The 12,913-nt window shown below is 72.8% G+C and carries 11 protein-coding genes; 10 read left to right on the top strand and 1 reads right to left on the bottom strand.

Features of this window, described 5'->3' with window-relative positions; genetic code table 11:
* Positions 1–56: 56 nt before the first annotated feature.
* The 9 genes from JOL79_RS03620 to JOL79_RS03580 all read left to right on the top strand — a co-directional run bounded on the left by JOL79_RS03620 (position 57) and on the right by JOL79_RS03580 (position 11,705).
* Positions 57–827 (top strand): (Fe-S)-binding protein, encoded by a 771-nt coding sequence (locus JOL79_RS03620; protein ID WP_210154215.1) that lies wholly within the window; start codon positions 57–59, stop codon positions 825–827.
* Positions 824–2,257 carry a lactate utilization protein B gene (locus tag JOL79_RS03615; RefSeq protein ID WP_210154214.1) on the top strand — a complete coding sequence of 478 codons (1,434 nt, stop codon included), beginning with the start codon at positions 824–826 and terminating at the stop codon, positions 2,255–2,257. The genes JOL79_RS03620 and JOL79_RS03615 overlap by 4 nt, the downstream gene beginning before the upstream one ends.
* Positions 2,254–2,871 carry a LutC/YkgG family protein gene (locus tag JOL79_RS03610; protein ID WP_210154213.1) on the top strand — a complete coding sequence of 206 codons (618 nt, stop codon included), beginning with the start codon at positions 2,254–2,256 and terminating at the stop codon, positions 2,869–2,871. Before JOL79_RS03615 ends, JOL79_RS03610 begins: the two co-directional genes overlap by 4 nt.
* Positions 2,872–3,006: 135 nt before the next feature.
* Positions 3,007–4,095: a GNAT family N-acetyltransferase gene (locus tag JOL79_RS03605; RefSeq protein WP_210154212.1), complete on the top strand. Its 1,089-nt coding sequence runs from the start codon at positions 3,007–3,009 to the stop codon at positions 4,093–4,095.
* A gap of 120 nt (positions 4,096–4,215) precedes the next feature.
* Positions 4,216–5,343 (top strand): sirohydrochlorin chelatase, encoded by a 1,128-nt coding sequence (locus JOL79_RS03600; protein ID WP_230984203.1) that lies wholly within the window; start codon positions 4,216–4,218, stop codon positions 5,341–5,343.
* A gap of 74 nt (positions 5,344–5,417) precedes the next feature.
* A complete protein-coding gene (cobT, locus tag JOL79_RS03595; RefSeq protein ID WP_372446723.1) occupies positions 5,418–6,443 on the top strand; it encodes a nicotinate-nucleotide--dimethylbenzimidazole phosphoribosyltransferase in 1,026 nt (341 codons plus the stop codon).
* Positions 6,444–6,554: 111 nt separating this feature from the next.
* Positions 6,555–7,787, top strand: coding sequence for a uroporphyrinogen-III C-methyltransferase (gene cobA / locus JOL79_RS03590; protein ID WP_210154211.1), 1,233 nt, complete (start codon positions 6,555–6,557; stop codon positions 7,785–7,787).
* Positions 7,788–7,843: 56 nt separating this feature from the next.
* The gene (locus JOL79_RS03585) at positions 7,844–10,015 is read left to right on the top strand and encodes a GTPase (RefSeq protein WP_307848293.1); all 2,172 of its coding nucleotides are present in this window, start codon (positions 7,844–7,846) and stop codon (positions 10,013–10,015) included.
* A 58-nt stretch (positions 10,016–10,073) separates the two neighbouring features.
* Positions 10,074–11,705: a GTPase family protein gene (locus JOL79_RS03580; RefSeq protein ID WP_210154210.1), complete on the top strand. Its 1,632-nt coding sequence runs from the start codon at positions 10,074–10,076 to the stop codon at positions 11,703–11,705.
* 38 nt (positions 11,706–11,743) lie between these two features.
* Here the strand turns inward: JOL79_RS03580 and JOL79_RS03575 are convergent, their stop codons facing one another.
* Positions 11,744–11,944, bottom strand: coding sequence for an excisionase family DNA-binding protein (locus JOL79_RS03575; protein ID WP_210154209.1), 201 nt, complete (start codon positions 11,942–11,944; stop codon positions 11,744–11,746).
* Positions 11,945–12,112: 168 nt separating this feature from the next.
* Between JOL79_RS03575 and JOL79_RS03570 the strand changes: the two genes are divergently transcribed.
* Positions 12,113–12,820, top strand: a complete 708-nt coding sequence (locus JOL79_RS03570) for a single-stranded DNA-binding protein (protein WP_210154208.1) — start codon at positions 12,113–12,115, stop codon at positions 12,818–12,820.
* Positions 12,821–12,913 lie beyond the last annotated feature (93 nt).

Raw genomic sequence — 12,913 nt, 5'->3', positions numbered from 1 at the left:
GACGGGCCGCGATGTATGGTCTGACCATATTTGGTCTGACCATACAGGAGGGCAGCGTGCGGGTCGCCCTGTTCATCACCTGCGTCAACGACACCCTGTTTCCGGGCACCGGCCGGGCGGTCGTGACGCTGCTGCGCCGGCTGGGGGTGGACGTGGACTTCCCCGCGGCCCAGACCTGCTGCGGGCAGATGCACGTCAACACCGGCTACCGCGACGAGGGGGCGCGGCTGGCGCACCACACGATCGCCGCCTTCAGTGGGTACGACGCGGTGGTGGTGCCGTCGGGCTCCTGCGCCGCGATGGTGCGGGAGCAGTACCCGCGCCTGCCCGGCCCGCCCGGTTTCGCCGCGGCCGTGGCGGAGACGACGCCGCGGGTGCACGAGCTGACCGAGTTCCTGGTCGACGTGCTCGGCGTGACCGACGTGGGCGCCTACTTCCCGCACCGGGTCACCTATCACCCGACCTGCCACTCGCTGCGCGGGCTCCACCTCGGCGACCGTCCCCTGAGGCTGCTGCGGAAGGTACGGGGCCTGGAGCTGGTGCCGTTGCCGAACGAGGAGGAGTGCTGTGGCTTCGGGGGGACCTTCGCGGTGAAGAACGCCGACGTCTCGGCCGCGATGTGCGCCGACAAGGTGCGCGCCGTCCTGGACACCGGCGCCGAGGTGCTGTGCGCCGCGGACAACTCCTGCCTGACGCACATCGGCGGCACACTCGGCCGGCAGAAGACCGGGGTGCGCGTGATGCACCTCGCCGAGATCCTCGCCGCGACCGAACCCGTGACCGGAGCCGCCGGCGTCGCGCGCGGCGGGCGAGGGGGTGCCGCGTGACCAGGACGTTCCTCGGCCTTCCCGGCCCCCGGCCCGGGGCCGCGGGCGAGGGCTTCCCCGCCCGCGCGGCCCGCGCCGTACGGGACTCGCAGCTCAGGTTCAACCTGCGCAAGGCGACCCGGACGATCCGGGCCAGGCGGGCGGGCGTGGTGAGCGAGCTCCCCGACTGGGCGGAGCTGCGCCGGGCGGGCAAGGCGATCAAGGACCACACGCTGCGCAACCTGGACGCCTACCTGCTCCAGCTGGAGGAGGCGGTGACCCGCGCGGGCGGCCACGTCCACTGGGCCGCCGACGCCGCCGAGGCCAACAGGATCGTCGCCGGGCTGGTCAGGGCCACCGGCGAGACCGAGGTGGTCAAGGTCAAGTCGATGGTCACCCAGGAGACCGGGCTCAACGAGGCCCTGCTCGCCGAGGGCATCACGGCGTACGAGACCGACCTGGCCGAGCTCATCGTGCAGCTGGGCGACGACCGGCCCTCGCACATCCTCGTCCCCGCGATTCATCGCAACCGCGCCGAGATCCGGGAGGTCTTCGCCGGGCGCATGGCGGGCTGGGGCCGTCCCGCCCCGGAGGACCTGACCGACGACCCGCCCGCGCTCGCCGAGGCGGCCCGGGTGCACCTGCGCGAACGGTTCCTCGCCACCAAGGTCGCCATCTCGGGGGCCAACTTCGCGGTCGCCGAGACGGGCACGATGGTGGTGCTGGAGTCGGAGGGCAACGGCCGGATGTGCCTGACCCTGCCCGAGACCCTCATCACCGTCGTCGGCATAGAGAAGCTGGTGCCCACCTGGCGTGACCTGGAGGTCTTCCTCCAGCTCCTGCCGAGGAGCTCCACCGGCGAGCGGATGAACCCGTACACCTCGATGTGGACGGGCGCGACGGAGGGCCAGGAGTTCCATCTCGTGCTGCTCGACAACGGGAGGACCGGCGTCCTCGCCGACGAGACGGGCCGCCAGGCGCTGCGCTGCATCCGCTGCTCGGCGTGCCTCAATGTCTGTCCCGTGTACGAACGGGTGGGCGGCCACGCGTACGGATCGGTCTATCCAGGGCCGATCGGGGCGATCCTGACTCCCCAGCTCCACGGCATGGAGTCGGAGCTCGAACGGTCGCTGCCGTACGCGTCCTCGCTGTGCGGGGCCTGTTACGAGGTCTGCCCGGTGGCCATCGACATCCCCGCGGTCCTGGTCCACCTGAGGGCCAAAACCCGTCACCCGGTGGCGGAGCGGGCCGGGATGGCCGCGGCGGGCTGGGTGCTCGAACGGTCCGGGCGGCTCGCCCGGATGCAGCGGCTCGGCGGCCGGCTGCGGCGGCTGGCCCCTGAACGGCTGCCCGGCCCGATGGGGGGCTGGAGTGACACGAGAGACGTCCCCGAGCTGCCCGCGGAGTCGTTCCGCGCGTGGTGGGAGCGCACGGACGGAGGCCGCCGATGAGTTCGCGGGAGCGCATCCTCGCCCGGATCCGCGCCGCCGTCGCGGGAGCGCCGGACGTCGAGATCCCGCGCGCCTACCGCGGCGCCGGCGACCTTCCGGACACCGGGCTCGTGGACCTGTTCGCCCGGCGCGTGGGGGACTACCGGGCGGTCGTGCACGTCGTGCCCGAGACCGGGGCGGCGGAGCGGATCTCCGCGTCCCTCACGGCGCGGGGCGCCCGGCGGATCGTCGTTCCCGGCGGCTTCCCCGAGCCGTGGCCGTCCGTGCCCGGCGTCGAGCTGATGACGGACGGCCCCGGACTGGGCGCGGCCGAGCTCGACACGGTGGACGGCGTGCTCACCACCTGCGCGGTCGCCGTCGCGGAGACCGGGACGATCGTCCTGGACGCCGGCCCCGGACAGGGCCGCCGCGCTCTCACGCTCGTGCCCGACTACCACCTGTGCGTCGTGCGGGCGGACCAGATCGTCGCCGGGGTGCCCGACGCCGTCGCCCGTCTCGTCCCCGATCGGCCGCTGACCTGGATCAGCGGCCCCTCCGCGACGAGCGACATCGAGCTCAACCGGATCGAGGGGGTGCACGGCCCCCGCACGCTGGAGGTGCTCGTCGTCACCTAGCCCCGCCCCTCCGGCTCCGCGAGCCGTGCATGTCGCGTGCATGTCACTGCGCATGTCACCGTCCCGCTGGATGTTCGTAACCTCGCCTCCCGATTAGGGTCACTGTGGTGCCCCGCCCATTTCACGGAGTGACGAGTGTTCGACGAGCGACTGACGATCATCACGGAACGGCTGGTCCTGCGGCCGTTCGGCAAGGGTGACGCCGGCCGGGTGCGGGCCGTCATCGCCGCGGGCGCGCAGCCGACGGCGCTGCCGCCGGGATCGCCCGGCCATCCCGCGGGGATCGGCCAGTGGCTCTCGAACGGCGTGCACGAGCTGTGGCGCTCGGGGCAGGGCATCCACCTGGCGATGGAGACCGCGGACGGCATCATCGGGTCGATCAGCCTGTTCAAGGCGCAGTGGGGCATGGGCATCGCCGAGGTCGGGTACGGCGTGCACCCGGCGCATCGCGGGCGGGGTTACGCCACCGAGGCCGTACGAGGACTCACCGCGCGCCTGCTCGGCGAAGGGGTGCTCCGGCGGGTCGAGCTGCGGGCGAACGCCGACAACGTGGCCTCCATCCGGGTCGCGGAGAAGGCCGGGTTCGTCCGCGAGGGGCTGCTGCGCGGCGCGGGCTTCGAAGACGACGGCCCGCACGACCTGGTCGTCTTCGGCCTGCTCAAGGACGACACGGGCGGCGGCGAGCGGCGACGCCTGGAGAGCGACCGCCTGATCCTGCGCCCGTACGCCCGGCGCGACGCCTTCGACATCGTGGACGCCGTGCGCGACGACCCCGAGATCGCCCGCTGGATGACCTGGGCGGAGGGGTACACGCTGGAGCGGGCCCTGGAATGGGTCACCCGGCTCGCGCACAATGTGGGGCCGGGCTATGGTGGCAACTTCGCGATCCAGCCGAGGGACGGGGGACGCCTCGCGGGCGCGATAGGGGTGCAACGGGAGGACCACGAGCGTGGGGACGCCGAGCTGGGGTACTGGATCGCGCCGTGGGCACGACGGCAGGGGTACGCCGCCGAGGCGACCAGGATGGTCACCGCCTACCTCTTCGGCATGGGTTTCCACCGCGTCCACCTGCTGGTCGCGCGGGGAAACCTGGCCAGCCAGGCCGTCGCGAGGCGGGCCGGGTTCATCGAGGAGGGCATCCTGCGGCAGGCGCTGCCCGTGCCGGGAGGGCGGGCCGACGCCATCCTGTTCGGCATCCTCAACGGGGAAATTTCATGGCAATAGGTAAAGAATTCCCCCGCATGTGGGCTGACGGGTCAAGAGAAGCCCATCATTGGGCGCACGAGGTTATCCTCACTGGCCGGATCCGGCATCCGCACGGCAAGGGCATGGGAGATCAGGTAGATGAAACCGCCGCTGCTACTCATCGGTCACGGCACGCACGATGAGACCGGCGTGGCCGAGTTCGGCAGGTTCGTACACCGCCTCCGCTGCCGTCTCGACGGCCTCCCCGCCGAGGTGAGCGGCGGCTTCATCACGAACGCCCGGCCGCCGCTCGGCGAATCGATCGCGTCCCTGATCGCCCGGGGGCACCACCACATGGTGGCCGTGCCGCTGAGCCTCACCGGCGACCGCAGGGCGCTCGGCGACGTGCCCGGCACGATGGCGCTCGAACAGGAGCGGCATCCGACCCTCGAATACGACCTGGGCCGCTCGCTCGGCCCGGACCCCCGCGTCCTGCGGCTCCTCGCCGAGCGGCTCGCCGACGCCAGGGCCGAGATGCCGCGGCTGGTCACCGACGAGCCGCCCGCCGACATCGCGCCGGGGGAGACCGCCGTCGTGCTCGTCGGCCACGGCTCGACCGATCCCGCCGTGAACGCCGAGGTCCACCGGGTCTCCCGGCTGTTCTGGGAGACCCACGTCCCCGACCTGCTCACGGTCGAGACCGCCTACGTCTCGCACGCCCGCCCGGGTGTCCCCGGCGGCCTGGAGCGCTGCCGCAGGCTCGGCGCCAAGCGCGTCATCGTGCTGCCGTACGTCCTGTTCGCCGGGGGTGTGCTCGAACGGATCTGGGCCCAGGCGCTCGCCTACGGCGCCAACCACGAGGGCCTCGACATCCGGTGCGCCGAGGTCATCGGCGACTGCGAGGGCCTGGCCGACGTGGTCATCGACAGGTATGAGGAGGCGCTGGCCGGGTCGGGCGAGTCGTCCGTGTCCGCCCTCCACCGCGTTCACTCCGCCGTCCCCTGCGTCGTACCGGCGGCTGACGGGGGAGCCGTACGCGGTCCCTGGCGCGGCGCCGGCCTGGCCGCCGGTCCGAGCGACGAGGAGACCGACCTGGACGCCGACCTCGACGCGGAGTTGGACGTCGAGCTGGACGCTGAACTCGACGCCGACCTGGACGCGGAGTTGGACGTCGAGCTGGACGCTGAACTCGACGCCGACCTGGACGCGGAGTTCGAGGCCGATCTGGAGTCCGAGTTCGAGGCGGACCCCGGCACGCTTCCCGGCACCCACCCCAGCGCGGTCTGAAGGAGCGCACGTTGGACCCCCTGCACCCCCTGCGGCAGACGATCGACGCCGTCGTCCCCATCGATCCGGGCGCGATGGCCCAGGCCCGCGAACACCAGGACCGGCTGACGAAGCCGCGCGGCTCGCTGGGCGTCCTCGAAGACGTCGCCGTGCGGCTGGCCGGGATCGCCGGGGCGTGCCCGCCGCCCCTGCCGACGCCCGTCGCGCTGGCCGTCTTCGCGGCCGATCACGGCGTGCACGCGCAGGGCGTCTCGCCGTGGCCCCAGGAGGTCACCGCGCAGATGGTGGCCAACTTCACGGCGGGAGGGGCGGTCGCCAACGCGTTCGCCGCGCAGGTCGGGGCGTCCCTGACCGTCGTCGACGTGGGCGTCGCATCCGACCTGCCGCCCGCGCCCGGTCTGCTCTCCCGCAAGGTCGCGTACGGCACGGCCGACCTGTCCGAGGGCCCGGCGATGACCGGCGAGCAGGCCGCCGAGGCCCTCGCCGCCGGAGTGCGGGTGGCCGCCGACCTGGTCGCCTCGGGCAACCGGTGTCTGGTCACCGGTGACATGGGCATCGCCAACACCACCGCGTCCGCCGCGCTGATCAGCGTGTTCACCGGCCGGGACGCCGCCGCCGTCACCGGTCGCGGCACCGGCGTCGACGACGCCATGTACCACCACAAGATCGACGTCGTACAGCGCGCTCTGCGGGTCAACGGCCTGGAAGGCGCCGTACCCGAGGGCCCTGAGGCGGCCGTACGGGCGCTCGCCGCGGTCGGCGGGCTGGAGCACGCCGCGATCGCCGGGTTCGTCCTCGGCGCGGCGGCGGCCCGGGTGCCGGTCATCCTCGACGGGGTGATCGCCGGGTCGGCCGCCCTGGCGGCCGCGGCGATCGCGCCCGACGCGATCGGCTACTGCGTGGCCGGGCACCGGTCGGCGGAGCCGGGACACGCCGTGGCCCTCGCCCACCTGGGGCTCCGTCCCCTCGTCGACCTGGAGCTCAGGCTCGGGGAGGGCACCGGCGGGCTGCTCGCCCACCCGATCGTCACCGCCGCCGCCCGGGTGATGCACGACGTCGCCACCTTCGATTCGGCCGGAGTGGCGGACAAGGACGCCTGACGGCCGGGCCCCGGCCCCGCGATAAGTCTCGTCTGGTGAATGTTCCGCGAGCCCACCGGGTAGGTTTGCCTCCTAACAGTGCAGGCTTGACGCATTAGGGAGACAGGGGTCATGGCGCCCTACCTGCTTGGCCTCCGCCTTGACGGCCGTCGTGTTCTCGTCGTCGGGGGAGGCCGTGTCGCCCAGCGCCGCGTGCCGGCCCTGCTCGACGCGGGAGCCTCCGTGACTCTCGTCTCGCCGGGCGTCACCCCGGCGCTCGACGATCTCATCGCCGCGGGCCGGGTGACCTGGGAACGCCGGCCGTACCGGGTGGGTGACTGCGACGGCGCCTGGCTCGTGCACGCCTGCACCGACCACCGCGAGGTCAACACCGCCGTCGCGGCCGAGGCGGAGGCCAAGCGGATCTGGTGCGTGCGGGCCGACGACAAGGACGCGAGCGCCGCCTGGACTCCGGCCAGCGGCCGGGTCGACGAGGTCAGCGTGGCCGTCACGGCGGGAGGCGACCCGCGGCGGGCGGCCGGCATCCGCGACGCCGTGGTCGGCGCCCTGCGCGACGGCACGGTCGACGCCCGGCGCCACCGCACCAAGCCCGTGGGCGTGGCGCTCGTCGGCGGCGGCCCCGGCGATCCCGGTCTCATCACCGTGCGCGGCCGCCAGCTCCTGGCCCAGGCCGACGTCGTGGTCGCGGACCGGCTCGCCCCCCGCGCCCTGCTCGACGAGCTGCCCTCCGACGTCGAGCTCATCGACGCCGCCAAGGTCCCGTACGGACGGTCGCTCTCGCAGGAGCGGATCAACGAGCTCCTGATCGAGCACGCCCGGCAGGGAAAGTTCGTCGTGCGCCTGAAGGGGGGCGACCCTTTCGTCTTCGGCCGCGGCGGTGAGGAGATCCTCGCCTGCGCCCGCGCCGGCATCCCGGTGACCGTCGTGCCCGGCATCACGAGCGCGGTCGCGGTCCCGGCCTCGGCCGGCGTTCCGGTCACCCACCGTGGGGTGAGCCAGGAGTTCCACGTGATCTCGGTGCACGTGCCTCCGGGTGACGAAAGATCTACGGTCGACTGGCCGGCACTGGCGAGTCTCGGTGGGACGCTGGTGCTGCTGATGGCCGTGGAACGCGTCTCGGAGATCGCGGCCACCCTCATTCGAGACGGCCGTTCCCCGGAAACTCCCGTAATGGTGGTACAGGACGGTACTCTTCCCACCCAGCGGACCGTTACCGCCACGCTCTCCACGGTGGCGGAACGGGTGACCGCGGCCGGGGTACGCCCCCCGGCGATTGTGATCGTCGGTGAGGTCGTCACAGTCGGCCAGGAGATCGAGATGGTGCGAGCGGAGCGGGTTCCGTGAAATCGGCAGCCAGGAAGACCCCTGACCACACGCCGGCACGGAGCGCGGCGGGCGCCGTGACCGAGGAATCCGCCATCGAGGAGCCCGGCGTCCAGGAGTTCGGCGTTCAGGAGCCCGGCGTTCAGGAGTCGGCCGCCGAGGAGTCCGCCATCGAGGAGCAGCCGGAGAACCCCGGGGAGCAGACCGCCGTGTTCCCCGCGATCGGCGACGGCGGCCCCGTCCCGATGCGGCCCGTGCTCCCTCGTCCCGACCTGCCGCCGGCCCCCGCGCCCTCTCCCGCCCCGCCCGAGGCCGAACGGGACCGGGACGTCGGGGGGGACGGCGCCGACGGGACCGACGGTGATGAGATCACGGTCGGCGACGAGGTGGCGTCCGGCGAGATCGCGGCTGGCGACGAGGCCTCCGAAGCTGAGACCGCCGGAGCCGAAACGGCGTCCACCGAGGCGACGGTCGGCGAGACCGCGGATGACGAGACCACGGCTGGCGACGAGGTGGCGGCCGAGGACGTCGCGTCGTCCGGCGACGCGGAGGCGGGGCGGCGCGTCCGCGAGATGCCCCTGCCCGAGCCGGTTTCCGAGGCGCTGACCAACGCGCTCAACCAGCTTCGGGGGGCCGTCAAGGGTCTCCACTTCGGGCTGGACGTGCCGGGAGCGCAGGAGGCGCGCAAGGCCCAGTCGGCCGTACTGGCGCAGCTCGACGACTACGTGATCCCCCGGGTCCACATGAGCACCGCACCGGCCCTGGTGGCGGTGGCCGGGTCCACGGGGGCGGGCAAATCGACCCTCGTCAACACGCTCGCGGGGCAGCAGGTGTCCCGCACCGGCGTGCGGCGTCCGACGACGTCGATCCCCGTGCTGGTCTGCCACCCCGACGACCGCGACTGGTATGCCACGGGCGACCTGCTCGCGGGGGTCACCAGGCTCGCCGAACCGGCGGGGGACACCGCGTCCGGGAGCGTCGTCCTCGTGCCCGCGCCCCGGCTGCCCCAGGGCGTCGCCCTGCTCGACACGCCCGACATCGACTCGGTGGTCGAGGAACACCACGACGTCGCGCACCGCATGCTCGACGCCGCCGACCTGTGGGTCTTCGTGACCACCGCCGCTCGATACGCCGACGCCCCGTCCTGGGGGCTGCTGCGCCGCGCCAAGGAGCGCGGAGCGCGCCTCGTCATCGTGCTCTCCCGGGTGCCGAAGCGGTCACGCGAGGTCATCGTCAAGCACTTCGGCCGGATGCTCGACGAGTACGGCCTGGGCGAGGTCGAGCGATTCGTGATCAACGAGACGGCCGTCGGCGAGGGCCGGCTGCCGGAGGCGGAGATCGCCGAGTTGCGCCTGTGGCTGGCCGAGCTGTCGATCGACGACGAGCGGCGTACCGCCGCCGTGCAGGCGACGCTGAACGGCGTACTGAACAGTTTCCGCGCCCGCCTTCCCGCGCTCGCCAGGCACCTGGAGACCCAGGTCGCCCTGCGGGCCGATCTCCGGTCCGATGTCGACGCGGCCTTCACGGGCGCGCTGACCGAGATCGACGAGGCGACCAGGAACGGCTCGTTGCTGCGCGGCGAGGTGCTGGCCCGCTGGCAGGACTTCGCCGGGTCCGGCGACCTCATGCGTACGCTTCAGCTGCGGCGCGGCGCCAAGGGCCACCACCACGGTCCCGAGCGGATGCGCGCGCTGAAGGGGGCGCTGCGCGCCGGCCTGGAGTCCCTGATCGCCTCGGCGATCCAGCGGGCGGCGGAGGACGTGGTCGCGCGGTGGCGGCAGCGCGCCGGAGCGGGCGACCGCCTGGCCGCCACGCCCGGCCTCGGCCGTCCGGCCGACGACGTCGTACGGCGGACCGCCCGCACCATCACGGCCTGGCAGGAGCACGTCACCGAGCTCATCCGCACCGAAGGCGTCACGAAGCGGTCGGTCGCGAAGGTCGTCTCCTTCGACGCGGACTCACTTTCGTTGATCTTCATGGTCGGCCTGCTCGGGTACGGCCCGACCGATGTCACGGCCGGGGACGGCAAGGGGGCGCTGCCCCAGAGGATGCTGCGCGGGCTGCTCGGGGCGGAGTCGCTGCGCAGCATCAGCGCCAAGGCGCGCAGCGACCTGCGGGCGCGGGTCGGCCTGCTGTTCGACGAGGAGACGCTCCGATACGTGGACGCCCTCGACAGCGTCGGGATACCCGACGAGGCCGCCGCCACCCGCCTCTATCAGGCGACGTACAACCTCGAGGTCGCACGATGACGGAGCGGGCCCGTCCCGCGATCGTGCGGCCCGCACACGGCACCATGGTGAGGGACCGATGAGCGTTGTCAGCACCGCCCACCTGCAGTACGGGCTGGGACCCCGGCTCGCCGCCCTGGCGAGGGTCGTCGAGCTCGGCCACGGCCGGCTGGACCCCGCTCTGCTGACCGATGGGGGACAGCTGCTGCTGCGCGCCGGCGACCGGCTCAAGCTGTCCGCCGAGCACACGGTCGTGGCCCTCGCCGGCGGCACGGGAAGCGGGAAGTCGTCGCTGTTCAACGCCGTGTCCGGGCTGGAGTTGTCGCCCATCGGAGTGCGCCGGCCGACCACGGCCAGGACCCACGCCTGCGTGTGGGGGCTCGACGGGGCAGGACCGCTGCTCGACTGGCTGCAGATCCAGTGGCGGCACCGTTTCGCCCGCGCCAGCGCCCTCGACAAGGGCGAGAGCCGGCTCCACGGGCTGATCCTGCTCGACCTGCCCGACCACGACTCGATCCGCGCGCTCACCGATCCCGAGGCCGACCGCCTGATCCAGGTGGCCGACCTGGTGGTGTGGGTGCTCGACCCGCAGAAGTACGCCGACGCCTCCGTGCATCGGCGCTACGTCGCCGAGCTGACCGGGCACGACGCCGTGACGGTCTTCGTGCTGAACCAGGCCGACCGGCTGACCCCGGAGGAGCGGGCGGAGTGTGTGGCCGACCTGGAGGACCTGCTGCGGCGCGAAGGCGTCACCGTCCCCCGGGTCGTGGCGACCTCGACCACCACCGGTATGGGCATCGACGACCTCAAGGCGGTTCTCGCCGAGTCGGTCGCCGCCCGGAGGGCCGCCTACCAGAGGCTGGAGGCCGACCTCGACCGGCTCATGGCCCGCCTGACGAAGGAGATGCCGGACGTCCCGCGCGTCGACCCCACCGTCGACGACGTCCGCCGTGGGGGGCTCACCGACGCCCTCTGCGACGCGGTCGGCGTCTCCGCCCTGGGAGAGGCGATGGAGAACGTGTACGGCGTGCGCTCCGCCGACTGGGTCGGCTGGCCGTTCGCGCGGTGGGCCGCGAAGCTCCGCCCCGACCCGGCGAGCAGCCTCCGCCTGGGCGGGGTCAAGGACGACATCCGAGAGCTGGTCGGCAGCTCGGTCAGCGCCCAGCCCGCCGAGGTCGACAACGCCGTTCACGCACTGGCCGACGGCCTCGCGGCCGGTATGCCGCAGGTGTGGCGCCAGGGTGTGCTGGAGGCGGCCAGGTCACGGTCGGCCGATCTGCCCGGCGCCCTCACGAACGAGCTGGCCGAGGCGGCTCCTCCGCTCAATCGGGTGCCCGCCTGGTGGTGGCTGCTCAAGATCTGGCAGTACCTCCTGGTGGTCATGTTCGCGGCCGGGCTCGGCTGGGCGGGGGCCGTCCTCGCCTACGGGGTGTTCGAGGTGGGCCGCCCGCCCGCCGCCGTCCTCGGGGACGTCGGCGTACTGCCGTGGGTGGGCCTGATGCTGCTCAGCGTCGTCGGTCTCGGCCTGCTGACCGGTCTGGCCAGCCGCAACTTCGTGGTGCTGGAGGCGGGCAAGGAGCGCGAGCGGCTGGAACTGGACATGCGCCGCCGCGTCGGCGGGGTCGCGCACGACATGGTGATCACGCCGGTCGAGGGAGAGCTCAACCGCTACAACGAGTTCTACGGCGCGCTGGGGGCCGCCCGCCGGTGACGCCGCCGGTCCGGCAGACCTGGAAGAGGACGCCGGATCTAGAACTGCTTGTCAGGGAACTTGATCGGCAGCCCGCAGTACCTGGTCGTGAGCCAGCGATCAACGTAGCCCTTCGGGAACCGGCGCGACTTGCCGACTCTCACGAACGGCATCTCCCAGGCGTGTTCGGAGATCCATTCCTCGGACACTCCGAGATACTCGGCCAGCTGCTCTTGGGTCATCAGTGCGTCACCGATCATCGGTCACCTCTGGGATGGAGCCATCTGCCAGGAGCGACCAAGACTAGGGCCGCGTTCTCCCCTCTTCACGCCTTTTCCACAGAACGTTGTTCGGCAGGCCCGGGGCGGGCGGTCGCGGACGACAGTGTGGCTGGGGCCCGGCGAGTGTCCGGGCCGGGGAGGCACTCGATGAGCGACATCCACGTCACCCTGAGCGGCAACGTCACCGACGATCCGCGGCAGTACCAGTTCAGGGACGGCTCCCGCGTCACGTCGTTGCGGATGGCCGTGAACAGACGGGTCCTCGACCCGAAGACCAACACCTGGCAGACCAGGGACACGACCTACTACACGGTCCGCTGCTATCGGGGGCTCGCGGACAACGTCCATCAGTCGGTGCGCAAGGGCCATCCCGTCGTCGTGTACGGCAAGCTGCGCATCAAGCAGTTCGAACGCGACGGCGAACAGCGGTTCTGGGCCGAGGTCGAGGCCAGCTCGGTCGGTCATGACCTGAAGTGGGGCATCACCAGCTTCGAGAAGCCCGTCCGGGTCTACTCCGGCGCCGCTCCGAGCGACGACGACCAGCGGCGGATGGAGGACGCCACCCGCGAGTGGGAGCTCGCCGCCGACACGGGCGCGAACGGAGTCGTGCCGGAGGGTGCGGGCAGCCGGGCGCGGCGCTCCGTGGCGGTCGGCCGGCAGATCGACGGGGAGAACGCCGAGGTCTGGCAGGCCGACGAGTCCGACCGGCCCGAGCGGCCCAACCAGCCCGACCGGCCTGATCAGTCCGGTGAGTCCGGTGAGTCCGGTGAGTCCGAGGAGCCCGACGAGGCTGTTGGGGCTGACGAGGTGGGGGACGGCGGCGTCTCCTGGCTGCCCGACGCGCTGGCCGCCTGAGCGCGTTCGTCGTCGGCCGCGGTGCCGGCGGGGCGGGTCGGCGGGGCCCGTGAGGGGCGGTCGATGGGGTCGGGGGGGGGGGCGGTGGGGTCG

Source organism: Microbispora oryzae (genome assembly GCF_017896165.1).
GTDB lineage: Bacteria > Actinomycetota > Actinomycetes > Streptosporangiales > Streptosporangiaceae > Microbispora > Microbispora oryzae.
The sequence above is the reverse complement of the archived record's forward strand: the minus strand, read 5'-3'. Positions and strand labels throughout refer to the sequence as shown.